Here is a 23,842-nt window from a genome sequence, read left to right on the forward strand (position 1 = left end):
AATATGCACATATTTGGTTAACAACTGCGAGTATGCGCAGGTTTTAATTAACCATCAAGGATATTTTTAAAAAGTTTTAATACTTCCAGCGAGAGCCGGTCATGCAGAGAGTGAGTGAAATACGACGGGACAACGCGCGCGCGCTGCGCGATCAGGCAGGGAGCAACAAGGCGTTTGCCGAGTGCGTTGGCGTTGAGCCACCGGCGGCCAGCCGGGTATTGAGCAACAGGGCAACACGCAATATCGGTGATGATTTCGCACGCCGTATCGAAGCAGCCTTCGACAAGGAGGATGGCTGGCTGGACAGCGTTCACGAAACGCCTGGAGTTCGGCAAGACAATGTGGTCGCCATGCCTGCTCGTAGTGACAACAGTATCGACCAGGCGCCTGTCATGAACGGGATGGCCCCTCTGCTCAGCTGGGTGCAGGCTGGTGCCTGGACCGAGACGTCAGCCAGCGTTATCGACCACGGAGATCAGGAGTCCTTTCCACGCCCACCCAACTGTGGTCCCGGCTGTTTCGTGCTTCGCGTTCGCGGAGAATCCATGATGGAGGTCTACCCGCCGGGAACGCTGATTTTCGTGGATCCAGACGTTCAGGCCATGTCGGGGGACGATGTGATCGTGCAATGCGAAGAGCATGGCAGCGCCGAGGCCACCTTCAAACGCTATATCGAGGAACCAGGCCAGCCGCCCATGCTCAAGGCATTAAACCGTGCCTGGGCACAACAGTACATGGCACTTGGTCCTCATTGCCGAATCATTGGTGTGGTCATGGCTCAGATGATGCTGCGCCGGTGACCCATATTAATCTTTCAGCAAATTACTGTTCAAAAAGGATTAATTTTCCGCGCCAAAATAATTAACCATAAAAGCCAATTTAGGGGTTGACGGTATTAACCAAATAATTAACCATGATTACACGTTATCCAAAAAGGGTAACCGCACGACACCAACATGGTTATTTTGGAGAATACGCATGACCACGACGACTGAAAAAACCGTTCTGGATTTTGGCGCCGACGCTACCGGCAAGAATGATAGCTCTCAAGCCTTTATCGATGCAGCGGCATCAAAGGAAGTCGCTACAGTTATCATTCCTCCTGGCATATACGTCATTTCCAAAACGGTAGATTTGAATCGTAAAAACATGTGCGGTGCTGGCCGTTTTAGAGAGAATCAACACGGTGGCATCTCTTATGTCAGGTCAGGCAGCAGGATCGATGGCCCCATGTTTCGCAATCAGGGTGCCATTGTCGAAAACATGTACATTTCGGGTCAGGGAGAGAGTGATAACAAAACCGTCTTCGACGCTTCTGGATACAACAGTAACTTCAATAACATTCACTTCAGCAATATTGGCCGCGCCATCTATGTTGATGAGATTTTGGTGAATTTCACACTCAGGGATTGCACTTTCATCCAGGTAGGTTATGGCCTCTATTGTCATGACAGCAAAAACAGCTATTCGACTACTGCCCGCTTTCTGCGCAATGAGTTCAACAACTGCGGCAACGCATTCGTTTTCCGCCGTCAAATCAATGGCTCTACCTTTCAGGACAATATTTTCGAATTCATGAGCGGCGATGCACTGGTCGCTTCACATATCTATGACTGCAACTTTATCGGCAACTGGTGGGAAAGGCGTCGCAATTCGGGGACAGCCGCAAACGTTCCACTGGTGGCCCCTGGCGATGAGAAAGACGATGAAAGTGGCTATCCTGCCATTCGTAGCAGCAGCTATCAGCAGATCATGAACTGCTTCGCTGCGGGCAATAAGGTCACCTGGGGCTGGCGTAACGTGTTCAGCTCGTTACTGCATGACACTCGAATGGGGGGCGTTTCAGCACACGGCGGCGCCATGGTGGTTCGAAGCTCTTCGGGTCGCGCCGTGCGCATCACCTCTGACAGCATCGTCCAGCAGGCCGATAAATGGGCATATCTGCCGCCACTGGTAATCGGAGCCTGTAAAAATAGCGCAGGGTCTCCCAAGGGCATCTCGATGCGCACCAGTGGCGGGCCGATGACGATTGAAGATAATGAAGGCGCTCCTTTTTCGGGCACAATCTCCATTGCCAAGGGCGACGGACTCTTTGAACATTACAGTTTGACCCGCAATGCCGGTGGTCAGCCGACCATAGGCATGACAGGTGTCAGCGAAATGATGATCAAGGGAGAAAAGGTCAAGCTGACGACAGGCATACCGCAGCATTTCCTGTGGCGACAGGACAAGCTCAGCCGAGGCCTTGGATGTTTCACAACCAACGAAGTGACAAGTGAGGGCACCATCAAGCTGGTCACCGAGTATCTGCTGGATAACCCTTTGATCCAGATCACGGTAGAGGATCGTGGTATCCGCTTTGATGGGCTCAAGCATTTGGAAAGTTATATCAATAACAGCAAAAATCGCCGTCAGTGCAAGGGCTTTGAGCTGTACTTTGTCGATACCGATGGCAAGCCGAAAACGCCAACGGCCTTTTCGATGCAGATGCTGACGCTCAATCCGTCTTTGCTCTCTTCCTGACACTATGCAAGATATTGTTTGATACACAACAGAAGGGGCGCCTGTCGGGCGCCCCTTTTACGTTTCACCCAACGCTTGATCAGAGTGAAGTCGCGTCGAGTGCAATAACCCTACTCATCCCATACCGGTGCGAAGGAAGGGTTGGCAATACGCTCGCCGCGATCGAGTGCATTGATGCGTTCGATCTCATTCTCACTCAGCGACAGGGCCATGGCGTCCAGATTGGACTGCTGATGCGCCCGTTTCGTGGAGGAAGGAATCACCACGATATCGCGCGCCGCTACCCAGGCCAGCGCCACCTGTGCAGACGTCGCCTCATGGCTTTCGGCAATCTGTTTGAGCGTGTCATCTTCCATGACCTTGCCAACTGCCAGCGGCATGTAGCCGGTCACCCGGAGCCCCTTTTCCCTGCAGTGATCAACCAGCGCTCTATTGGCCAGGAAAGGATGTACCTCGATCTGGTTGGTAATGAGCTGATCACCCCCTTCAACACCAAGCGCCTCGTCAATCTGGGCGATGGTGAAGTTGGAAACACCAATATCACGCGTCAGACCGCGATGTTTTGCCTCGACCAGTGCACTGATGGATTCGGCAACCGGGACCTCGTTGTCGGGAGACGGCCAGTGCAGCAGCACCAGGTCCACGTAGTCGGTACCCAGTCGCTCCAGACTCTCTTCAAGGCTTTTGATCAGATCGTCATGGTGAAAGCGATCCGTCCAGATCTTGGTGGTCAGAAAAACCTCTTCACGCGCCACGCCGCTGTCGGCAATGGCTTGCCCTACTTCAGCCTCGTTGCCGTACACCTGAGCGGTATCGATGTGGCGATACCCGAGCTCAAGCGCCGTGGTGACCGAATCGATGACATCCTGCCCCTTGAGGCGATAGGTACCCAGTCCAATATCGGGAATCATGTGACCTCCTGTCGGATGGCGTCCGCAGACGCCCTGTAACCACTTGCCGGCCGTTGGCCGCAGACCGTTGATGGCCCATCAATGACGTGAGGCCCGGTACAGATATTTTCAAGTCATTAGCCTGCAAATCATGTCGACAGTAAAATTCATCAAGCCCATGATGGGCATCTTGTGACAGGTGTCATCAGACTTTCGTAATGACACCCTCACCTGGACATGCGAGACTGCGTCGCCAGTCTGGAAGCCAACATCATCGCCGTCACCACCGGCGATCATCCCGGAAAAGAGATCGCTATGATCAAATGGACAATCGTGGCCCTGATCGTGGCCAGCATTCTTTATGTGCATTTTCGTGGCCGTGTTCGTCACAAGCCCTTTCGCCAGCTCTCGGATCACTCCAGTTTCATGGCGCCCATCAACGGGTTCATGTATCTATTTTCAAAGGTTCCGGATCGTCCCTATCATCGCGCCGAGGATTTTCCTGAAATTGCGACCCTGACATCGCACTGGGAAGAAATTCGTGACGAAGCCCTGACGCTTGAAAGCCACATCAAGGGATCAGCCAAAAAGGATGATGCCGGGTTCAATTCGTTTTTCCGCCGTGGCTGGAAGCGTTTTTATCTCAAGTGGTATGGCGACAGCCACGAATCGGCTCGCCAGCTCTGCCCGCGCACCACCGAGATTCTCGCCGGCATTCCGGGCGTCAAGGCGGCGATGTTTGCCGAGCTGCCCGCCGGCAGCAAACTGATGAAACACCGCGACCCGTATGCAGGCTCGATCCGCTATCACCTGGGGCTACGTACGCCCAATGATGATCGCTGCCGCATCAATGTCGATGGCATTGACTACAGCTGGCGCGATGGTGAAGCGGTGTTCTTCGACGAGACCTTCATTCACTATGCCCAGAACGATACCGAGCAGAATCGTCTGATTCTGTTCTGCGATATCGAGCGCCCCATGAAGTATCGCTGGGCCGCGGCAGTCAACCGCTGGTTCAGCCGTAACGTCATGGCCGCGGCGGCCTCTCCCAATGACGACAGCGACCACACCGGCGGTCTCAACCGCGCCTTCAAGTACATCTATAAGGTTCGCGAAGCCGGCAAGCGCCTTAAAAAGAAGAACAAGACGCTGTATTACGTCGTCAAATGGTTAATCTTCGGCGGCATCATCGTCGGTCTACTGTCGCTTTAATACCCCTTCGCCATGTCTGACGCGATCGCGACCCCGCAACCATGCTGGCCCTTTATTTCCCCGGCTCGTGGGGCGCGATTGAGCCTGACCACTTTCGACGTTCAACGCTTTGATGACAGCGCCTTCCCCTTTCACGGTATGGCGCTGCCCGACAGTCTTTCTCGCGCTGTGACCAAGCGCCGTGCCGAGTATCTGGCCGGCAGGCTATGTGCCAGACACGCCCTTGCCGCCCTGGACATTCAAGTCAATGCGCTGGGCAGCCTGCCCGACCGTCAGGTCGACTGGCCGACACCGTCCCGGGGCGCCATCACCCACGCGCATGATCTGGCCGCTGCACTGGTCGGTACAGCACCCGATCATCAGGGGCTGGGCATTGATGCCGAACGCTGGCTGACACCCGAGCGCGCCGACTATCTTGCCAGCTCGATTCTGACGCCACGCGAACAGGACATCATCGACGCTTTCACGCCCGAGCAGCGCGCGCGCGCCATCACCCTGACCTTCTCGCTCAAGGAGAGCCTTTTCAAGGCGCTCTATCCGCTGACCGGGACACGCTTTTATTTCCACGACGCCTGGGTCGATACGTTCGACGCCACAGCACCAGCAGGTCAATGCACCCTGGTACTGGCGCGTGCGCTCAGCGCATCATGGCAGCCCGGCACGCGCCTGACCGGTGACTTCGCCAATATGGGAGCACACGCGCTGACCGCCGTCATGACCGGTGCCATCCCCGGCGCGGCATGAGCCGCGAAATGGGCTCGGTAATCCCGCGCAGGAGATGAATGCAATTCAGTTGTTGTTTTGCTGCAACGCATTTACTGTATACAAATACAGTAAAGAGGCGCCTTTATGCAGCTCACTGACAAGCTGATCGTTCTGGCCGACGCCGCAAAATACGATGCATCCTGCGCCAGCAGCGGTGCCCCCAAACGTTCCTCAAAGGGTCAGAAAGGCCTGGGCGCGACCAATGGCAACGGCATCTGTCACAGCTTCACTCCGGATGGCCGCTGCGTGGCGCTGCTCAAGATCCTGATGACCAACTTCTGCCTGTACGACTGCCAGTACTGCATCAACCGACGCTCCAGCAACGTGCCCCGGGCACGCTTCAGCGTGGATGAGATCGTGCGGCTGACGCTCGATTTCTACCGTCGCAATCTGATCAGCGGCCTGTTTCTCAGCTCGGGCATTATCCGATCCAACGACTACACCATGGAGGCGCTGGTTCGGGTCGCCAGAACACTGCGCATTGAGCACCAGTTTCGTGGCTATATCCATCTCAAGACGATTCCGGATGCCTCTCCTGACCTGATCCGCCAGGCCGGGCTGTACGCTGACCGTCTCAGCGTCAACGTCGAACTGCCCACCAGTCAGAGTCTGGAACGTCTGGCGCCCGAGAAAAGCGACACCACTATTCGCCACGCCATGTCGACCATACGTGACGGGCTGGAAGAAGCCACGGCCGAGCCGAAAGCGCCCCGTTTTTCGCCCGGTGGCCAGAGCACCCAGATGATCGTGGGCGCTGATGAGACCGATGACCACACCATTCTGGGCAACGTCCAATCGCTCTACAGCCAATATCATCTCAAGCGAGTGTATTACTCGGCCTTTTCACCCATTCCCGAAAGCCCCTCATCGGTACCGCTGATCGCGCCGCCGTTATTGCGTGAACACCGCCTCTATCAAGCCGACTTCCTGATCCGGGGCTATGGTTTCCATGCCGACGAGCTTCTGACGGGCCCCGGCAACCTGTCACTGGATATCGACCCCAAGCTGGCCTGGGCGCTTAATCATCGCGAGCTCTTTCCCATCGATCTCGACAGCGCCGACATGTACATGATTGCCCGCGTACCCGGCATCGGAGTGACCAGCGCGCATCGTATCGACACTCTTCGCCGTGAACGTCGCATTCGCTACAGCGATCTGACCCGACTGGGCTGCTCCATGAAAAAACTGGCGCCCTTCATTACTACCCAGGATTACCGACCCCGACAGGCCGGTCTGGAACGACACGCACTGCTGGCACAGTTGCAGACATCAACACCGGCGCAGATGGCCCTGCTTTAGTCTTTCGGGAGCTGCCATGACGATGTACACCCTGCACATGACACGAGCCAATTTTACCTGCTGGCGCGATGATGCCCGCCGGTTGCTGGCCGCGCGCGTGCCGCCCGGAAACGTGCTGTGGCAGAGCGAGGACTCGGCGGGAGATCTCTTTGCCAGCGGTGGTACCGATTTACCGCCACCCGCCGAAGCACCGCTGGCATTGAGGCTTTCCAGACATGAACTGCGCCGGCTTGAGTGCGCCTCGCACTACTGGCACACCCATCATCAGGAGTGTCGCTGGGCGCTACTTTATCGGGTGGTCTGGCGACTGGCGATGGGAGAAGGCGAAGCCCTGCTGGCAGGTGATTCTGACGGTGCAATCATCGAACAGCGGGTCAAGGCCGTTAGTCACGAAGTGCACCACATCCACGCCTTCCTGCGATTTCATCCGCAGCCCGTGGATGACGAGCATCAGCATGCGCCTGAGTTTATCGCCTGGTTTGAACCCCGCCATGATGTTCTTGAAGCCGCAGCACAACACTTTATTGACCGCATGGGACAGCATCGCTGGCTGATCATGACCCCGGGAGGCGCCATCATCTGTGACGGTCGCCAGTGGCACATTGAACGCCCCGAGACCGGCGCCTTCACGGTGAAGGATTATCAGGCCCTGGCAGAGATGGAGGACGATGCCGAGGATCTATGGCTGGCCTATTACGCCAGCACCTTCAACCCGGCCCGGCTCAATGAAAAAACAATGGTGCGCAGCATGCCATCGCGCTTCTGGCAGCATATGCCAGAACGCGTGCTGATTACCGGCTTGATCAGCCATGCTCGCCATGGGGCACAGCGCCTTGGACAGGACAGTCGACTCGCGACCCGTCGCGGTCGAACCATTGCATCAAATGGAAAATCTCGACACTAGCGGCTGCTTCTTTCAGGATGACTTGCAAGCGACGGTAAAATCCCGGGAGAATATATAGACTATCGTCTAATGATCTTCCTGCCTTCAAGGTCTCTCATGTTTACTCAACTTCTGGCGGTCATGATGCCCATCATGATCGGCGCCGGTGTCGGTTATTTCTGGGTGCGCTTTCGACAGCCCTATCCGACAGGCTTCGTTACCAAGCTGGTATTCAACGTCGGTACGCCGTGTCTGATCATTAATGCTCTGTCAGACGCGCACGTTGAACTCGCGGCCTTCTCTCGCATGGCGGGAGCGACCCTGCTGTGTCTGCTGGCCCTGCTGGTCGTGGGCATGATCGTGGCCCGTGTCTCAAATATTCACTGGAAGGTTATCATTCCGCCGGTGCTGTTCCCAAACACCGGCAACATGGGGCTACCGCTGGCCATGTATGCCTTTGGCAAGGGTCAGGGATTTTCGCTGGCCATTGCGGTATTCGTCATCGTCTCCATTGCCCAGTTTGTGGTTGGCAGTATTACCAGTAGCTCACGTCCGCTGAAGAGCATGCTGACCAATCCCACTATTTATGCCAGCATCATCGCCATTGTGCTGATGGCGTATCAGATTACGCTGCCCGCGTGGATGGCCAACAGCATCGAACTGCTGGCCGGGATGACCATTCCCATCATGCTGATCACGCTGGGCGTGGCGCTGGCCAGCATTCGGGCCCGCAATCTGTCAGCAGGACTTGCTTTTGCACTTGGCCGGGTGGTGATTGCCGGTTTGATCGCTCAGGGCGCCGGACTTGTGCTGGGGCTGAGTGATGAAGCACGCGGTATCCTGATGGTCATGATGTGTATGCCGATTGCCGTCTATAACTATCTGTTCGCGCAGAAGGCCGGGCGTTCACCCGAGTTTGTGGCAAGCCTGGTCATGTGCTCCACCCTCACCTCCTTTATCTATCTGCCGCTGATGCTGATGTGGATCATCTAGCGGGGCCTACCAGCATCTGCCCATGAAAAGGCCCCGGCGAAGCGGAGCCTTTTTATTGCATCATCCTGTTGATCCATCGCCACGATCAGGCCGGCTGTGCCTGACCTTCACGATACTGCGAAAAATTTTCGACCCGGCCACGACGGAATTTTTCACTCATCAGGGTCTCCATCGACTCCAGCGGTACGCCTTTTGTTTCCGGAACGAAGCGCCAGACGACGAACAGGCTGACCAGTGTGATGGCGCCAAAGAGCCAGAACGGGAAGGCGCCGTTGAAAACATTGTTGAGCCATTCGCTGCCGCGCATCATCGGGAAGGTCTGCGCCACGATAAAACCGGCCGTCCATTGGGCCCCCATGGCCATTGCCATGCCAGATTCACGAATGGCATTGGGGAAGATTTCCGACAGCAGCGCCCAGCTGCAGCACCCCCATGAAATGGCATAACCGGTCACATAGACCATGATGGCGATCATGGCGGTGTAACCCTGGACATCAAACCAGAACACCGTCCCCAACACGGCCATGCTCAGAATACAGGCCAGTGAACCGAGGGTAAGAAGACGCACGCGTCCAACGCGGTCAATCAGATACATGCCCGCCAGGTTGCCCACGATGAAGATCAGGCCGATATAGCCTGTCTGTAAAAGCGCGCTCCCCGTGCTGTCGGTTACGCCGGAAAGTACAGTAGGCGCGTAATACATCACCACATTGATGCCGGAGAGCTGCTGCGCCGCCGAGAGAAAGATACCGACCAGCGCGATGCCCATCATCACGGGCTTTTTAAGCGCGCTACGCGAACTGCGCTTTTCCTGACGCAGCTGGCGATTCATGGCGCGACGCCCGGCAGATTGGCCGCCATCCAGGGAGTGACGCACTTCCTCGACCATCGGCTCGATATCCTTTTGAGGGGTAAAGCGTGCCAGAATGCGTCGAGCCCGATCATGCTGCCCGTGCATGATGCACCAGCGCGGCGATTCGGGAACCAGCAGCAGCAGCACTGCAAAAAGCACGGCCGGAATGGCCTCGGAGCCCAGCATCCAACGCCAGCCGTAGTTGTCCAGCCAGGTCTGGGCCACATCGCGGGCAATAAAATAGTTAACGAAAAAGACAATCGTTTGACCGACTACCAGCGATTGCTGAAACATGCTCAGCGTTCTGCCGCGCCAGTGCTGCGGTGCCAGCTCTCCCATGTACATGGGAGAGACCACGCTTGCAATGCCAACGGCCACGCCGCCCACCAGGCGCAAAATGATGTAAAACCAGAATGAAGGCGCCAGTGCCGACCCCAGCGCCGACACCAGAAACAGCGCTGCTGCCGTCATCATGGTCATGCGACGTCCGAGGATGTTGGCAAGGTAACCGGCGCCCAGTGCGCCCACGATACTGCCAATGACAACGCTGGACACTGCCCACCCCTTCATGGTGGAGGAAAGATCAAAGTAGGTGGTGATCGAGTCGATGGCACCTGAAATGACTGCCGTGTCATAGCCAAACAGGATGCCGCCAAGTGCCGCTACAAGGCAGATGGAAAGTATGTAGCCTATCCCGCTGGAATCCTTTTGATTCGTCATGTACGTCCGTGTTCGTCCCTGAGTGTTGCCAGCCTTTAGCTGGCCTTAAGCTTTCAGCGAAAGACTTTAGTAGAAGACGACGACTTTCTCGAACCTGGATTGAAGGCCGGGTTTTACGGACTCTGAGGATCAGCCATAAAAAAGGGCCGCTTCCAGAGAAGCGGCCCTTTCAGGGTGATCGATGGCTTACTGCTTTTGCTGCGCCATCTGTTGAACCTTTTGCATCATCTGAGGATCGTTCTGGACAGCCTGACCGATCTGATTGAACTGCTCGACCTGCAGATCGTTATCCTGAACGGCCTGAACCATCTTCTGGTTGGCCTCTTCACGGATGCTCTGCTGTGCGTCAGCGCCATCGGCGCCCTGCAGCTGCTGTGTGTAATCCTGAGAAATGCCTGCAATTTCCTGGGAAGCAGAGGCAAAGTTCTGCAGCTGCTCATCGCTGAAGTTCTGTGACTGCTGCTGGCCCTGAGCCTGCTGAGTCGGTTGCTCCTGAGCGGCAAGCGCTGGCGTGGCAGCGAGGCCGGTCGCGACCAGCGATGCGGAAACAACTGCGGCGAAACGTTTCATGAACATCCTCCTGACTTACCTTTGCTTTTCAATGCATGCGTACTGACATTATGACGCTGTGCGCGGCATTAAGTTCAACCGATTTTGTTACTGCATGTAATTAATTTTAAAGGCTTTATGGCCTTGTTCCATGCAGCATCATCTACTGTAGACGCTGTAGATAGCGAGTGCCGCCCAACTGTCTCATCTGCTGTCTGACCCAGGTGCTACGCTGCGCCACCCGGGCACTGGGCGTGACCGGATTCCAGCCACGCGGATTGGGCAGAACGGCAGCAAGTCGTGCGGCCTGATCCGCCGTGACCTGACTGGCGCCGATGCCATAGTAATGACGGGCCGCGGCTTCCAGTCCGAAGACGCCCCGGTCCCACTCCACCACATTGAGATAGACCTCAAGGATACGCTCCTTGGGCCAGATCAATTCGATCAACAGGGTGAACCAGACCTCCATGCCCTTGCGCAGCCAGCTACGATCAGACCACAGGAAAACATTCTTGGCGGTCTGCTGACTGATGGTACTGGCACCGCGCAGGCTTTTGCCTTCCTGCCATGCCTGAATGGCGTCGTGAACCTGATCAAGATCGAACCCATAGTGGTAGGGAAATTTCTGATCCTCGGCAGCAATCACGGCCAGCTTTGCCTGATCCGACAAGGAGCGCCACGGCGTCCAGCGATATTCAAGCGTCATGGGCTCGCCATCCACCATGGAGCCCACCTTGCGCTCCAGCATTACCATCGACCCGGGCAGCGGCACAAAACGAAACAGCGTGACCAGCAGTATCGAAAGCACGACGGCTCCCAGAACTACCTTCCCGAACCATCGCAACAGCTGTCCGATCAACGCCCATCTCTCCTTGTTCCGGCCGCAACACTTGTTGTCGTATCGAGCGGCACCACTGAAATCGTGTCAAGGGCAACAGGTTACACGCAGTGATAACCGGATGCCTTTCCAATATGTGACGCTTCAAACGCCTCCGGGGCTCCCATGGAAGCCCCGGACGACATTCAATCGTTAACACTCTGAAAGATCATGCCTGATCGGCGAAGAGATGATGCGCATGATATTCAAGGTGATCGTCGATAAAGCTTGCCACAAAGAAATAGCTGTGGTCATAGCCTTCATGACGGCGCAGTTTCAGCGAAACGCCCTGAATATGGCAGGCCTTTTCAAGGTTCTCGGGCTTGAGCTGTTCATTGAGGAACTGATCATCCTCGCCCTGATCGACAAACATGGGCTGTCCGGAGCTTTTGGCCAGTACCAGTTCGCAGGCGTCCCAGTCGGCCCATTCACCGCGCTCATTCCCGAGATAGTTGCTGAAGGCCTTTTCTCCCCAGGGGCAGGCCACGGGATTCACGATGGGGGCAAAGGCAGACACGCTGGCATAGCGCCCGGGCTGTTTCAAAGCACAGATCAGGGCGCCGTGGCCTCCCATGGAGTGGCCACTGATGGCCTCGCGCTCGCTGATGGGAAAGTGTTCGCGCACCAGAGCGGGCAGCTCGCTCGTCACATAGTCATACATGTGATAGTGGCGGCTCCAGGGCTCTTTTTGGGCGTTGATATAGAAGCCGGCCCCAGAGCCAAAATCGTAGCTGTCATGCTCGCCGGGCAAATCGGTGCCGCGCGGACTGGTATCCGGGCAGACAATGGCAATGCCCAGTCTGGCCGCCATTTTCTGAGCGCCGGCCTTTTGCATGAAGTTTTCATCGGTACAGGTCAGACCGGAAAGCCACCACAGTACCGGCACATTGCCCTCTTCTGCCTGAGGAGGCAGAAAGATGCCAAAGGTCATGTCGCAATCAAGCACCTGCGAGCGATGGCTAAAGCGCTTGACCCATCCACCATGGCTTTTGGTGGCGCTCAACTGTTCAATGCCCTGCGTCATGTCTGTCTCCACTTGTGGGTGTATCTCTGGCGCAAAGATGGGTTCAATGCTGATCCATACAGACTGATGAGACGCATGGCATCACCGACTGGAGCACCGGAAAGCGTCAATCATCAATCTGTTGCTGCAATATAGTGAGACACACGGCTGACGACAGCAACCGCAAGGGGCACAGAGCTGGAAATGGGTCGTAAACAGACAAGATCCGGCTGGACATGTCTGAAAAAGACTATCGTATCGAGGAAGGCTCACATCACGAACAAGGGCAAATGCCCCGGACAGCTTTGGTTAACCTGCCCGGGGCACCCGAATACCTTCGCCATGGCCTTTGACAGGACCGGATGACGCTCTGTCAGTTCCACCGGTTCAGCGCAGACCACCTCCACTGTGACTGTCCCGGTCGGAGCGTTCCAGCAGCTCATCGACGCTGTCACTGAGGTAGATATCCGAAAATCCGGCCACCTCATGGAAGGCTTTCAGATCCGGAATATCGATACGGTTGCGCTCGCGATACAAAAGCCCCTCTTCACGAAGCTCGGAAAAGGTGCGGCTGACATGCACCGCTGAAAGCCCCAGGACATCGGCCAATACCTGCTGTGACAGTGGCAGGTGAAATTGATGCGAAGTGTTCGGGCAGGTCTTGCTCAGACGAAGGTGCATTTCACAGATAAAGTGGGCCACCTTTTCGCGCGCGTTACGTCGACCCATGTTGACCAGTCGCTCGGCCATGATGGCCTGTTGCTGACCCGCCAGCGAAAAAAGCACCGTGGTCAGCCTTGAAGATGTTGCAAAGATATTTGTCAGGTTATTGAGTGGAAAACGACAGACAACCCCTTCTGTCAGCATGGCCACCGACGTCAGATGACGCCGGGGTGAAAAGTCGCTCAGTCCGATAATGTCGCCCGGCAAAAAAATGTTCAGAATCTGTCGGGTTCCATCATCCATCGACCGATAGGAATAGGCCCATCCTTCGCTGAGCACACACAAAGTGTCCGCAGGATGGTTCTCCTCCCATAGCATCTGGGCATTCGACATGGTCTGAGGCGTCTTTTCCAGCGCTGCCAGAAGCTCGGCTTCCGTCTCGTCAAGCGCACAATAATGTTTGAAGTTACGCACCAGGCAGCTATCCCTGTCCAACATGGCATGCACCCTGAATCGCGTTGAGAAAGCCATTCAGTATTATAGTAAGAATTGATGCATTACCGTCCAAAGATAGTCACTATTGTTGGACGAATCGGGAAGGAATGCCGCTAACCTGGATTATGCAAAGAGCAAAAAATCAATCATTTAGAGTGGGTGCCGACCGCCGGATCACATGACAGGGGATCGCAGTTTCACTATGGTCACCGGCGTGTCGTGCTCCCGCTTACCGGCTCGAGGAAGGTCCCTTGTGCCCCTTGAACAGGGGCTGCGTTTCAAGCAGGGGAGTAATACGTTCAGCAGGCATGGAACGGAAGTAATAAAACCCCTGCACCAGATCGACATTGAGCTCGTTGACCAGCTCAAGCTGCTCACTGGTTTCTACGCCTTCAGCAATGACTTCAAGGCCCAGTCGATGGCCAATAAACACGATACCCGCGAGAATGGCGCGATCCTGCAGATTGTCGGGCGCATCCACCACAAAGGTGCGATCAATCTTGAGTGAGGTAACGGGAAACTGCTTGAGATAGGCCAGTGACGAGTAACCGGTCCCGAAATCATCGATGGCGATCTTCATGCCGCGATGGTAAAGCGTCTGCAGATAGGCTTTCACTGTCTCATCGGCGCGCACCAGCACGTTTTCGGTAATTTCGATGCCGACATCGCGCATGGAAAGCTGATGACGCTGTATGGCTTTCTCGAGCTTCTCGAGCATGGCAGTAGAGCGAAGGTGTTCTCCCGACAGATTGAGATCCACGCGATATCCCGTAAGTCCCTGCGTCTTCCACACCGCCTGCTGAGTGCACAGGGCGTCAATGGACCAGCTTCCCAGACGCTCCATCAGTCCAAAGCGCTCGGCCAGCGGAATAAACTCGGCCGGCGAGACCATGCCGCCTCCAGCCGGAAACCAGCGCAGCAGTGCTTCCATGCTTTCAATTCGGCCGCTGCGCGAGATCTGAGGCTGGAAATGAAGGGCAAGCTCATCCTGATCGATGGCGTTTTCCAGTCGCTTGAGCAGCTCATGCTGATGGATCAGATCGCGATGAAATTCATGGCTGAAGATCTGAAACCGGCTTTCACCCGGCGTTCTGGCGCGGTTGCGCGCCACATTGGCGGCATGAACGAGTGACCGGGCATCCTCACCGTTGTCGGGAAAGAGGCTGATGCCCTGACTGATCCTGATGCGATGAGGTTTGCCTGCCAGCGTGAAAGGCATTTCAAACATGCTGTTAATGCGATCGATCAATTGCAGGGCATGGCGCCGCGAATCCAGCTGCGTACACGCCATGACAAATTCATCATTACCAAAGCGTGCCAGAAGATCAGAGGTATAGCAGTACTGCGACAGCCGCTCGGCCACCAGGGTCAGCAAATGATTACCCTGCTCGTAACCCAGGGTGTCATTGATGTCGGAAAACTTCTCGATATCGATGAAAAAGACCGCCAGCGGCGCCGACTGGCGATCTTCAAGCAGGCGGTCAAGCTCGGCAATGAAGGCATCGCGATTGGGCAAAAGCGTCAGCGGATCATAGCGCTGGATAAACTCCAGATCGCGATGGGCCTGTTTTTGAACCGACAGATCAACATCGACGCAGAACATCAGCGGATTGTCAGTGTGCTGCCCGAGCATGACATGGTGAGAAAACACTGCGACGTGGCGCCCGGACTTGTGCAACAACTCTATCTCGCTGGCCGGGATTTCAACGCCTTCGTTGATCCACGCCTGATGAGCGCGCACGACCGACTCACGCATGTCTTTGGGAATGATCAGCTCTTCAAACCGGCAGCCCATCACTTCGCCGGGCATATAGCCATAAAGCTGTGTGCTTGCGGCATTCCAGTAAATGACACGCCTTTGTCGATCATAGCCCTGCACGGCCACTCGCGGCAGACTCTCGAGCAGCGCCCGAAAACGCTGCTCGCTTCGGTCGTAACGCAGACGTTCGTGGCTGCCGAGATGGTTGGCCGGATGATGAAGCCGCCGATAGAGCTGGCGATTGCGCTGACGGCAGCGATGCCAGGCCAGCAGCACCATCACCAGCGCCACGGATAAAAATAGAACGATCAGATGATGGGCACTCATAAAAGCCATGATAGCCAGCGCCAGTATCAGAGCCATGCCCAGGGCAGAGCCGTAGCGCGGGGACCTGTGAGAAATGCGCATCTCCAATTAATCCTGATCTGACCGGTCAGACGGTCGGCTGGTCAAAAATGCTGGTGTCTGTCGTCAGCATAACAGCTTACGCCATGTCACAAGGAACAATTCAGCTATTACCAGCGTGCAGAAATTGTCGCAGTTTCACGCACGCAAGCGTCCCCCGGTCATTCTTCCCCTTCTGAAAGCCCATAACATTTATGTGTCGGGTGTCGGCAAATGCCGACACCCGACAAAAATCCTTATCCTTTCAGGAGTCAAAAGATGACCACGACCAACGCTCAATCCTGGTGGCAGCACAACGTCCCCACCGCGCTTGCCGAAAAGGACTGGTGCTTTACCCATGTTCGCGATCGTATCGATCTGGCAGCATGGCAGGCCTTTACCCGCAATGTGCCGCGCGACCCTTACGTCGAGCGCCGCTGGAAACGCATGTCCTGGCTCGCGCTGGACGAACAGGGAAAGATGAAGAGTCTGGGCGAATGCCCCATGGCGCAGGGCGGTCAGTACAACGATGCCGACAGCATGGCAGACAAGTTGCGCTGGTATCCGGCACTGGAGCAGGACTTTCTCGACCGTCCCGACGTACGCGCCTTTGTGGAATCCTGGGCCGGCCTCTGGGGGCTCGATGCCAACGAGCCGATCCTGATGCAGATTACCGGTGTCCGCGGCTCGGGTGAACTGGACCCGCTACAGGGTCAGGGTATCCATGCCGATGGCTGCCGCTATCTGAGCATCATGGTGCTGGACCGTAACAACGTCAGTGGCGCCGAAAGCGTTCTCTACGCCGACCGCGCGGGGCAGGAACAGGTGGCTGATCAGGTCATGGAGCCGGGCGATGTGCTTCACCTGCGTGACGACCGCCTCTTTCACGGCGCGAAGCCGCTGCGTCAGGAAGATGCCAACCAGCCCTACGAGCGATTCATCATTATCATCAACGCAAGCTTTGTGGATGGTTTTCAAAATCGCATGCTGCGTCGCTATTTCCCGGAAGCCGTCATTCACGAACACATTGCCTGATATGTCAGGCAGCTCTGTGTCTTCAATCATTCATCTTCAATCATGAGGGAGCCGCCGGCCGACACATGTCGGCCGGCACCTGATCATAAAAGTGTCTCCAGAGGATCATGACCGACAGATGATGGCGTTCTCCCCCATCGCCGCTATCACCTGACGCCTGTGGCAATCAGGCGCGTGATCATTGACCATGCCCGTTGCCTGCATCCAGGCATGGACGATGGTGGGGCCTGCAAACCTGAACCCTCTTGCCTTGAGCGCTTTTGAAAACGCAGCCGACAGTGGCGTTTGCGTCGGCACCGGCGGAGCATTCTGAATCGGTCGGGAATCCACCATCGACCAGCAGAATCCGGCAAATTCCTCCCCACGTTCGTGCATACGCAAAAAGGCCCGGGCGTTACCGATGGTCGCCTCGATCTTGGCCCGCGAGCGAATGATGCCGGCATTGCCGAGCAGCCGCTCGATATCCCGCTCGGTGAAACGGGCCACCCGCTCGGGGTCAAATCCCTCGAAGGCCTCGCGAAAGGCGTCACGCTTTTTCAGTACGGTCAACCAGGATAGACCAGCCTGAAACCCGTCAAGCATCAGCTTCTCCCAGAGCGCCTGCCCGTCCGGTTCCGGCACGCCCCATTCATGATCATGATAGTGCGCCAGCAGCACATGCCCCTGCGCCCACTGGCAACGAATCGGCGACACGGCGTTCGTCATGAATCATCTCCAGGCCAACATATGGATATTTCGCGCTATCTGCCGCCAATCACCTGACACGGGCGCCGTTATGTCCCTACCTTGAAGGTTCGCTTTATTACTCGCCCAAAAGGTACAGCCCATGACGCCCATCATGCACACGATTGTGGTCGGCATCCTCAGCTATCTGACCCTGATCATTGTCCTTCGTATTTCAGGCAAGCGTACCCTGTCGAAATGGAATGCATTTGATTTCGTGGTTACCATTGCGCTGGGATCGATTCTGGCCACGTCGCTGACCTCCACCGAGGTCACCCTTGCCCAGAGCGTGACAGCTTTTGTGGTCATCATTGCTCTGCAGTTCGTGATCACCTTTACCTCGGTGCGCTCGCGGGGGGTGCTCAAGCTGATCAAGTCGCAACCTACGCTGCTGCTTTACAAGGGCGAGTATTGCCATGACGCCATGACGCGCGAACGCGTGGTCAGGGCGGAAGTTCTTGCCGCTGCCCGTGAAAAGGGCATGGTGGACATCGAGCAGGTTCATGCCGTTGTCCTGGAAACCGACGGCGCCTTTAGCGTTATCGGCCAGGCCGGCGAACACGATTCGGCACTGGAGGGCGTCGAGGGCGTGCCCGGTCGATAATCCGAAAATGGCCTGCCTCAGGGGCTCTGATCGGGCCATGGTCGGCGCTGATATGGCGACATCATGAGAATGTCGCTCCGGCGCCAGCCCATGAACCTCTTGGTATCCGCCCATGCCTGCACTGCGTCGCGCACTTGCTGCCCCACTGGTGATCTGCTGTCTGGCGTTTGCCGGTCCGACCTCGGCGCAAACCTTCACCTGGTGGGACGACGCTCGCGAGATGGCCGTTACCCAGTCAAGCGCCGAGCTGGTTAAAGAAGTTCGTCAGCGTACGGGCATGGCGCAGCTTCAATATGTCAATCGGATCATCAACAACGCGGCGCGCCAGCGGGAAGAAAAGACCGACATCTGGAAAGGATTTGACCGCCTGACGCGAGATGGATACGGCGACTGCGAGGACTTTGCCATCGCCAAATACCAGATACTGCGAGCGGCCGGCGTATCGGCAGACAGGCTGGATTTTCTGGCCGCAAGGGACACGCTGACACCGACCTATCACGCCGTTTTACGCTATCAGCGGGATGACGGCAGCCATCTGGTACTCGACAATCTGACGCCCCTGATCCTGCCCGAAACCCAGCGCACGGATCTCACGCCGATCGTCACTTTCGATGAACAACACAGCGCGCTATGGAAGAATCATCGCTTCGTACCGGTTGATCCTTCCAGGGTCACGCTGGGAGGCAAGCTTTTAAGCGAGCGCATGTCGAATCTGATGCACTACTGATTACCGCGCCCTTCAGGCCGCCAATGCCTCCGTCAGATAGTGGCGAAGGGACGCATTCTTGAACTGACACTTCAGATACCAGAGCTGTCGGCTGGTCATGGCCTTCGGTCGCATCATGTAGAGCACTTCCGCCATAGTGGGGACAAAGGGCTTCAACAGCAGGGCCATGCCGGCCTCTTCCGGCGTCCGATTGCCCTTGAGACTGTTGCAGCGCTGACAGCAGGCGACAGCATTGAGCATCGAGAGCTGTCCACCGCGCGAGCGAGGCAGGATATGATCGATCGTCAGAGCCTGACGCGTTACCGGTACACCGCAGTAGGCGCAGCACAGGCCCTCGCGATACTTGCACAGCACGCGGTTAAAGCCGGTATGCTCAAACGCCAGCATGGCGTTGACGGGAGGCGACACACCGATCACTTCGGGAATGTCGATAAAGGACTGCTGCCCGGTCAGCGAGCTGGTGCCCCCATGCAGCCGATAGGCCGCCTCGCCATCCGACCAGACCACACCGCCCTCACTGGCACGTGACATCAATACCGCAGCCTCTTCGAGCGTCAACCAGTCGATCGGAATACCGGAAGCATGAAGGCGTAACACCATGGGTTGGCGCATAACACGAAACTCCCCACGAGTCGAGACGATACCCACGATCCTACACCACTATGTCACTGACGTGACAATCCCTTCATGAGTCTCTCTTCGTTGGCCACATACCTGTCGTGACAACGGCCAAAAACCAGACCGGTTGACAATCAGATGTTCCATATATAGAACGTTTCATATATGGAACAATTGAGCAGATTAAATGAATGACGCATCCACCAGACGACTCGGAGAGCGTATCGCCCTGTTGCGCCGGCACAGGGCATGGTCGCTAAGCTTTCTGGCCGAGCAGGCAGGCATCGCCAAGTCGAGCCTGTCACGTATTGAGCAGGGAATGGGCAATCCAACGCTGGATACGCTCTGGCGTCTGGCCCTGCAGCTGGAAATTCCCTTCAGCGCTCTGATGGCGTCCACCCAGAGCACCGTCACGGAGGCCGATATTTCGGTAGCCCTGCTCGATCGTCATCACACCCCACAGCCCGTGGATATTTATCTGATGACGCTGGCACCGAAGGCACAGCGACGCGCCACGGCCCATGCCGCCGGCACGCGTGAAACGCTTCAGGTCATTGCCGGCAATCTCCGAGCCGGCACGGAAAACGATCTCGCCACGCTTGAAGTGCAGGACGTGCACCGATTCCCGGCCGATCAGCCGCATGCCTATCTGGCCGGAGCACAGGGCGCCACGGCGTTGATTACCATCTTCTACCCCGATGAGACGATGTCGTGAACGGTCCGGTCTGGCGCCTGGGCGCTCGCGAAGCCTTGCCGCTATTGAGCGGTTATCTCCCGGTCGCCCTCTCTTTCGGGCTGATTGCCGGTCAGGCCGGATTCAGCGCCTTTGAGGCCACGGCGCTGTCGCTGCTGATTTACGCCGGCGCCTCGCAGTTTCTGTTTGTAGGCATGGTGGCAGGCGGGGCGCCGCCATGGCTGACCGTGCTCATGACGCTTTTGATCAATGCCCGCCATGTAGTTTATTCCGCCTCGCTGGCCCCTTGGCTGTCAGGGAGTCGACGCTGGCCATGGTTGATGCACGGTCTGACAGATCAGGTCTTCGCCCTGGCGCATTACCGCCTGCCCCTGCTTGCCGAACAGGACCGCATGAGCTGGTTTACCAGTACCGCCCTGATCGCCTGGCTCGGCTGGGCAGGCGGCACGCTGATCGGCAGTCTTGTAGGTGAGCAGATCATTGATCGATGGCCGCTGCTGGCCGATGCCCTCTCTTTTGCCCTGCCGGCGCTGTTTCTGGTACTGCTGGCCCCGGGGTGTACTTCCGTTCGTCGCGGCGCGGCAATAGTAGCAAGCACTCTTGCCGCCCTGATACTTGCTCTTGCGGACATGAGCAGCATCGCAGTTCCCCTGGCGGCGGCTATCGGTGCGCTGTGCTTCTATCTGCTGCCTGAAACCACGGGAGAAAGGCGATCATGAAGAGCGACATCTGGCTGGCGGCCGGTGCAGCGGCCGTAGGAACGCTGCTGATTCGAATGCTGCCGCTTTACTGGATACAGCGGCGATGGCAGCGTGCGGAAGGAAAAGAAACGATAATGCCGTCATGGCCCGGAGTACTGGCGCCACTGATGATTGCAGCGCTGCTGGGCATATCGATGGTGCCGCAGAATACTGGTACAGAGGGTTGGAGCGCCACGATGATGGGAAGTCTCGTGACGCTTTTGATCTGGCACAGAACGCGAACGCTCGGCCTACCGGTCGCTTTCGGTGTCGCGGCCTACGCTCTGGTGCGGATGGGCGGGTCATGACGTCTTTATCGTGACCCGCCCATGGCTCAGCATTCGATGGCGTTAACAGCCAGACCGTAGTTGACGGCCAGACCGCCCAGCGAGGTTTCCTTGTACTTGCTCTGCATATCACGACCGGTATCACGCATGGTACGGATGGCATGATCCAGCGAGATAAAGTGAGTGCCGTCGCCGTTAAGTGCAAACTGCGCTGCGTTGATCGCCTTGACCGAAGCGATGGCATTGCGCTCGATGCAGGGCACCTGCACCAGGCCTCCGACCGGATCACAGGTCAGCCCCAGGTTGTGCTCCAGACCGATTTCGGCGGCATTTTCCACCTGCTCGGGCGTACCGCCCATAACCTGACACAGACCGGCAGCAGCCATGGCGCAGGCCGAACCTACTTCCCCCTGACACCCTACTTCGGCCCCTGAAATCGAGGCGTTTTTCTTGCACAGGATGCCGATGGCGCCTGCCGTCAGCAAAAAATCCACCACGCCGCGCTCACAGGCCGTCTCCTCGAACTTCATCCAGTAGCCCAGTACGGCCGGAATGATGCCAGCAGCGCCGTTGGTCGGCGCAGTGACCATACGCCCACCGGCAGCGTTCTCCTCGTTCACCGCCAGCGCGAACAGGTTGACCCAGTCCATCGCCGAGAAGGTGGTGGCAATCAGATTCTGTTCAGCACGTTCCAGACGCGCCAGTAGCCCTGCAGCGCGGCGTTTCACGTTCAAGCCGCCGGGCAGTACGCCGTTCTGCTCAAGCCCCTTGGAGATACAGGCCTGCATGGCCTGCCAGATATTGAAGAGTTCCTGGCGCACCTCTTCCTCACTGCGCCAGGACAGCTCATTGGCCATCATGACCTCAGGGATGCTCATGTTTTCGCGCTTGCAGATCGCAAGCAGCGCATCGGCGCTATCAAAATCATATGGCAGCGTGACGCTCGGTTCGGCGTCGTCGTTTTCCTCATCAGCGCCGTTGATGACAAAACCACCGCCGACCGAATACCAGGTCTGCGTCATGTTGGTGCCGTCCCTGAGGGTAGCGACCAGCGTCATGGCGTTGGGGTGACGCGGCAGCGGCTCGTTGGACCAGTAGAAATCCCGCTCCCACAGAAACGGGACGCTGACTCGCCCACCCAGACGCAACACCTGTGACTCCAGCAGCTCATCGATGGCCGGCGCAATGATGTCGGGGTCGATCGTGGCCGGCAGCTCTCCCATTAACCCCATGATGACGGCACGGTCGGTACCGTGGCCAACACCGGTGGCCGACAGAGAGCCGTGAAGGTGAATCTCGATACCGGTCACCCGCGAGGTATCCTGTCGGCTATCCAGCGCATCCAGAAAGAATCTGGCCGCGCGCATGGGTCCTACCGTGTGAGAGCTGGAAGGGCCAATGCCGATATTGAACAATTCGAAGACGCTGATAGGCATGCTGTCACCTCAAGATCGGTGTAAGGAGCGCTAAACCGTCAGTGGCTTTATGCGCGATGCGCTCAGCATGTATTGCATGAGACCGCCTTTCAAAGCATAAATAGGCAACCAGGGTTTAGTAGAGCTAAACCATTACATGTATTGCCCGATGATCGGGCTATCGCTGATGTTGGGTTATTCATGCCTTCAGCCACCACTTCCATGCACGCCGGCCTGCATGTCTTTGCCTGCGCGGCGCGTAACCTTTCCTTTACGCGTGCCGCAGGCGAGCTCAATGTCACCACCGGCGCGGTCAGCCAGCAGATTCGCATGCTCGAGGAGCGCCTCGGCTTTCGACTCTTCCATCGCCATCCACGCAGGCTATCACTGACGGCAGAAGGGGAACGACTGGCCGAGGCAGTTCTGTCTGCCCATGGGCGCATCGACCAGGAACTCAAGCGCCTCTCGCGTGGCTTGATGAGCGGCGAGCTGGTACTGCGCTGCGTGCCGTCGTTTCTGACCCGCTGGCTGATGCCTCGCCTGCCGCGTCTGCAGGCGCAGCTGCCGGCGCTGGACATCTATCTTCACGCCGAAGACAGCGACCGCGCCCTGACGGAGGAGAACTTCGATCTGGCCATTGATCTGGGCGATGACCACTATCCGGGCATGGCCTCCACGCTGCTCATGGAAGAGGTGATCTTTCCGGTGTGCGCACCGTCCCTTTTCAGCCATCGCCCGGCGCTGAATCACCCCGACCGGCTCGCCCACTATCCGCTTTTACATGATGTGACAGCATGGCGCGGCAGCAGCCCGCATGGCGAGTGGCATCACTATCTGTCGGCCATCAGCGCTGACACCGATGGCATCCAGCGCGGCTACAGCTTCAACCGCCATGACCTGACCATGGAGGCCGCCCGTGCCGGGATGGGCATCGCCATCGCGCGCCAGACGCTGCTGCGCGACGAACTCAGCAGCGGTGAACTGGTTGCCCCTCTCGCCCAGCGGGTCAATACGGGGCGTCATTACGCGATCGTGCATGCCTTCGGTGCGCTGGATGATCCACGAATTCGTGCCGTTCATGACTGGATCTGTGCCGAGGCCAGACGCGCTCCCCTTCCCTGAGCCTTGAGG

The 23,842-nt window shown here is 57.1% G+C and carries 23 protein-coding genes and 1 pseudogene; 14 read left to right on the forward strand and 10 right to left on the reverse strand.

Annotated elements, in window-relative coordinates; genetic code table 11:
* Positions 1–101 precede the first annotated feature (101 nt).
* Both BM079_RS09380 and BM079_RS09385 read left to right on the forward strand, forming a co-directional pair.
* Positions 102–800 carry a S24 family peptidase gene (locus BM079_RS09380; RefSeq protein ID WP_090133365.1) on the forward strand — a complete coding sequence of 233 codons (699 nt, stop codon included), beginning with the start codon at positions 102–104 and terminating at the stop codon, positions 798–800.
* A gap of 178 nt (positions 801–978) precedes the next feature.
* Positions 979–2,523 (forward strand): glycosyl hydrolase family 28-related protein, encoded by a 1,545-nt coding sequence (locus BM079_RS09385; RefSeq protein WP_139215291.1) that lies wholly within the window; start codon positions 979–981, stop codon positions 2,521–2,523.
* A gap of 110 nt (positions 2,524–2,633) precedes the next feature.
* Here the strand turns inward: BM079_RS09385 and dkgB are convergent, their stop codons facing one another.
* A complete protein-coding gene (gene dkgB, locus BM079_RS09390; protein WP_090133368.1) occupies positions 2,634–3,434 on the reverse strand; it encodes a 2,5-didehydrogluconate reductase DkgB in 801 nt (266 codons plus the stop codon).
* Positions 3,435–3,650: 216 nt separating this feature from the next.
* Here dkgB and lpxO point away from each other — a divergent pair, with 216 nt between their 5' ends.
* The 5 genes from lpxO (at position 3,651) to BM079_RS09415 (ending at position 8,565) form a co-directional block, all read left to right on the forward strand.
* Entirely contained in the window at positions 3,651–4,625 is a 975-nt protein-coding gene (gene lpxO, locus BM079_RS09395) for a lipid A hydroxylase LpxO (protein ID WP_245742944.1), read from the forward strand.
* 78 nt (positions 4,626–4,703) lie between these two features.
* Positions 4,704–5,369: a 4'-phosphopantetheinyl transferase family protein gene (locus tag BM079_RS09400; protein WP_175489663.1), complete on the forward strand. Its 666-nt coding sequence runs from the start codon at positions 4,704–4,706 to the stop codon at positions 5,367–5,369.
* Positions 5,370–5,474: 105 nt separating this feature from the next.
* Positions 5,475–6,689, forward strand: a complete 1,215-nt coding sequence (locus BM079_RS09405; protein ID WP_090133373.1) for a putative DNA modification/repair radical SAM protein — start codon at positions 5,475–5,477, stop codon at positions 6,687–6,689.
* Positions 6,690–6,705: 16 nt separating this feature from the next.
* Positions 6,706–7,593 (forward strand): TIGR03915 family putative DNA repair protein, encoded by an 888-nt coding sequence (locus BM079_RS09410; protein ID WP_090133374.1) that lies wholly within the window; start codon positions 6,706–6,708, stop codon positions 7,591–7,593.
* Between the two features lie 96 nt (positions 7,594–7,689).
* Positions 7,690–8,565: an AEC family transporter gene (locus BM079_RS09415; protein ID WP_090133375.1), complete on the forward strand. Its 876-nt coding sequence runs from the start codon at positions 7,690–7,692 to the stop codon at positions 8,563–8,565.
* Between the two features lie 85 nt (positions 8,566–8,650).
* Here BM079_RS09415 and BM079_RS09420 read toward each other — a convergent pair.
* From BM079_RS09420 to BM079_RS09445, 6 genes and pseudogenes are all read right to left on the reverse strand, one after another.
* Positions 8,651–10,153 (reverse strand): annotated as a pseudogene (locus BM079_RS09420) (sugar porter family MFS transporter); the annotation flags it as partial.
* A 171-nt stretch (positions 10,154–10,324) separates the two neighbouring features.
* Positions 10,325–10,708, reverse strand: a complete 384-nt coding sequence (locus tag BM079_RS09425; protein ID WP_090133379.1) for a DUF4168 domain-containing protein — start codon at positions 10,706–10,708, stop codon at positions 10,325–10,327.
* A 142-nt stretch (positions 10,709–10,850) separates the two neighbouring features.
* Complete coding sequence (gene mtgA, locus BM079_RS09430; RefSeq protein WP_090134191.1) at positions 10,851–11,543, reverse strand: monofunctional biosynthetic peptidoglycan transglycosylase; 693 nt, start codon at positions 11,541–11,543, stop codon at positions 10,851–10,853.
* Between the two features lie 190 nt (positions 11,544–11,733).
* A complete protein-coding gene (gene fghA / locus BM079_RS09435) occupies positions 11,734–12,588 on the reverse strand; it encodes an S-formylglutathione hydrolase (RefSeq protein WP_090133381.1) in 855 nt (284 codons plus the stop codon).
* Positions 12,589–12,954: 366 nt separating this feature from the next.
* Positions 12,955–13,728, reverse strand: coding sequence for a Crp/Fnr family transcriptional regulator (locus BM079_RS09440; RefSeq protein WP_090133383.1), 774 nt, complete (start codon positions 13,726–13,728; stop codon positions 12,955–12,957).
* Positions 13,729–13,954: 226 nt separating this feature from the next.
* Entirely contained in the window at positions 13,955–15,892 is a 1,938-nt protein-coding gene (locus tag BM079_RS09445) for a putative bifunctional diguanylate cyclase/phosphodiesterase (RefSeq protein ID WP_245742946.1), read from the reverse strand.
* Between the two features lie 255 nt (positions 15,893–16,147).
* On the opposite strand from BM079_RS09445, the gene BM079_RS09450 reads away from it, so the two are divergent.
* The gene (locus tag BM079_RS09450; protein WP_090133385.1) at positions 16,148–16,903 is read left to right on the forward strand and encodes a 2OG-Fe dioxygenase family protein; all 756 of its coding nucleotides are present in this window, start codon (positions 16,148–16,150) and stop codon (positions 16,901–16,903) included.
* A gap of 105 nt (positions 16,904–17,008) precedes the next feature.
* On the opposite strand, the gene BM079_RS09455 is transcribed toward BM079_RS09450, so the two are convergent.
* A complete protein-coding gene (locus tag BM079_RS09455; protein ID WP_090133387.1) occupies positions 17,009–17,608 on the reverse strand; it encodes a DNA-3-methyladenine glycosylase I in 600 nt (199 codons plus the stop codon).
* 121 nt (positions 17,609–17,729) lie between these two features.
* Between BM079_RS09455 and BM079_RS09460 the strand changes: the two genes are divergently transcribed.
* Complete coding sequence (locus tag BM079_RS09460) at positions 17,730–18,230, forward strand: DUF421 domain-containing protein (RefSeq protein WP_090133390.1); 501 nt, start codon at positions 17,730–17,732, stop codon at positions 18,228–18,230.
* Positions 18,231–18,342: 112 nt separating this feature from the next.
* On the forward strand, positions 18,343–18,957 hold the full coding sequence (locus BM079_RS09465) for a transglutaminase-like cysteine peptidase (RefSeq protein WP_090133392.1): 615 nt from the start codon (positions 18,343–18,345) through the stop codon (positions 18,955–18,957).
* Between the two features lie 12 nt (positions 18,958–18,969).
* Here BM079_RS09465 and BM079_RS09470 read toward each other — a convergent pair whose 3' ends face one another.
* Positions 18,970–19,569, reverse strand: a complete 600-nt coding sequence (locus BM079_RS09470) for an HNH endonuclease (RefSeq protein WP_090133394.1) — start codon at positions 19,567–19,569, stop codon at positions 18,970–18,972.
* Positions 19,570–19,762: 193 nt separating this feature from the next.
* Between BM079_RS09470 and BM079_RS09475 the strand changes: the two genes are divergently transcribed.
* Genes BM079_RS09475 through BM079_RS09485 form a run of 3 tightly spaced genes read left to right on the forward strand, consistent with a single transcriptional unit; the run spans position 19,763 to position 21,317 of the window.
* Complete coding sequence (locus BM079_RS09475; RefSeq protein ID WP_090133396.1) at positions 19,763–20,290, forward strand: helix-turn-helix domain-containing protein; 528 nt, start codon at positions 19,763–19,765, stop codon at positions 20,288–20,290.
* Positions 20,287–20,988, forward strand: a complete 702-nt coding sequence (locus tag BM079_RS09480; protein WP_090133398.1) for an AzlC family ABC transporter permease — start codon at positions 20,287–20,289, stop codon at positions 20,986–20,988. Before BM079_RS09475 ends, BM079_RS09480 begins: the two co-directional genes overlap by 4 nt.
* Positions 20,985–21,317, forward strand: coding sequence for an AzlD domain-containing protein (locus tag BM079_RS09485; protein ID WP_090133400.1), 333 nt, complete (start codon positions 20,985–20,987; stop codon positions 21,315–21,317). Before BM079_RS09480 ends, BM079_RS09485 begins: the two co-directional genes overlap by 4 nt.
* A gap of 26 nt (positions 21,318–21,343) precedes the next feature.
* Here the strand turns inward: BM079_RS09485 and BM079_RS09490 are convergent, their stop codons facing one another.
* Positions 21,344–22,732, reverse strand: coding sequence for an L-serine ammonia-lyase (locus BM079_RS09490; RefSeq protein ID WP_090133402.1), 1,389 nt, complete (start codon positions 22,730–22,732; stop codon positions 21,344–21,346).
* 180 nt (positions 22,733–22,912) lie between these two features.
* Here BM079_RS09490 and BM079_RS09495 point away from each other — a divergent pair, with 180 nt between their 5' ends.
* On the forward strand, positions 22,913–23,833 hold the full coding sequence (locus tag BM079_RS09495) for a LysR substrate-binding domain-containing protein (protein ID WP_090133404.1): 921 nt from the start codon (positions 22,913–22,915) through the stop codon (positions 23,831–23,833).
* Positions 23,834–23,842 lie beyond the last annotated feature (9 nt).

The organism is Kushneria avicenniae, assembly GCF_900112585.1.
In the GTDB taxonomy this organism is placed as follows: Bacteria; Pseudomonadota; Gammaproteobacteria; order Pseudomonadales; family Halomonadaceae; genus Kushneria; species Kushneria avicenniae.

Coding starts and splice junctions, on each gene's coding strand:
- BM079_RS09380 (WP_090133365.1), top strand. CDS start 102: ATGCAGAGAGTGAGTGAAATACGACGGGACAACGCGCGCGCGCTGCGC.
- BM079_RS09385 (WP_139215291.1), top strand. CDS start 979: ATGACCACGACGACTGAAAAAACCGTTCTGGATTTTGGCGCCGACGCT.
- BM079_RS09415 (WP_090133375.1), top strand. CDS start 7,690: ATGTTTACTCAACTTCTGGCGGTCATGATGCCCATCATGATCGGCGCC.
- BM079_RS09485 (WP_090133400.1), top strand. CDS start 20,985: ATGAAGAGCGACATCTGGCTGGCGGCCGGTGCAGCGGCCGTAGGAACG.
- dkgB (WP_090133368.1), bottom strand. CDS start 3,434: ATGATTCCCGATATTGGACTGGGTACCTATCGCCTCAAGGGGCAGGAT.
- fghA (WP_090133381.1), bottom strand. CDS start 12,588: ATGACGCAGGGCATTGAACAGTTGAGCGCCACCAAAAGCCATGGTGGA.
- BM079_RS09470 (WP_090133394.1), bottom strand. CDS start 19,569: ATGCGCCAACCCATGGTGTTACGCCTTCATGCTTCCGGTATTCCGATC.
- BM079_RS09445 (WP_245742946.1), bottom strand. CDS start 15,892: ATGCGCATTTCTCACAGGTCCCCGCGCTACGGCTCTGCCCTGGGCATG.
- BM079_RS09460 (WP_090133390.1), top strand. CDS start 17,730: ATGACGCCCATCATGCACACGATTGTGGTCGGCATCCTCAGCTATCTG.
- BM079_RS09425 (WP_090133379.1), bottom strand. CDS start 10,708: ATGAAACGTTTCGCCGCAGTTGTTTCCGCATCGCTGGTCGCGACCGGC.
- BM079_RS09410 (WP_090133374.1), top strand. CDS start 6,706: ATGACGATGTACACCCTGCACATGACACGAGCCAATTTTACCTGCTGG.
- BM079_RS09405 (WP_090133373.1), top strand. CDS start 5,475: ATGCAGCTCACTGACAAGCTGATCGTTCTGGCCGACGCCGCAAAATAC.
- BM079_RS09465 (WP_090133392.1), top strand. CDS start 18,343: ATGCCTGCACTGCGTCGCGCACTTGCTGCCCCACTGGTGATCTGCTGT.
- BM079_RS09495 (WP_090133404.1), top strand. CDS start 22,913: ATGCCTTCAGCCACCACTTCCATGCACGCCGGCCTGCATGTCTTTGCC.
- BM079_RS09440 (WP_090133383.1), bottom strand. CDS start 13,728: ATGTTGGACAGGGATAGCTGCCTGGTGCGTAACTTCAAACATTATTGT.
- lpxO (WP_245742944.1), top strand. CDS start 3,651: ATGCGAGACTGCGTCGCCAGTCTGGAAGCCAACATCATCGCCGTCACC.
- BM079_RS09475 (WP_090133396.1), top strand. CDS start 19,763: ATGAATGACGCATCCACCAGACGACTCGGAGAGCGTATCGCCCTGTTG.
- BM079_RS09490 (WP_090133402.1), bottom strand. CDS start 22,732: ATGCCTATCAGCGTCTTCGAATTGTTCAATATCGGCATTGGCCCTTCC.
- BM079_RS09450 (WP_090133385.1), top strand. CDS start 16,148: ATGACCACGACCAACGCTCAATCCTGGTGGCAGCACAACGTCCCCACC.
- BM079_RS09455 (WP_090133387.1), bottom strand. CDS start 17,608: ATGACGAACGCCGTGTCGCCGATTCGTTGCCAGTGGGCGCAGGGGCAT.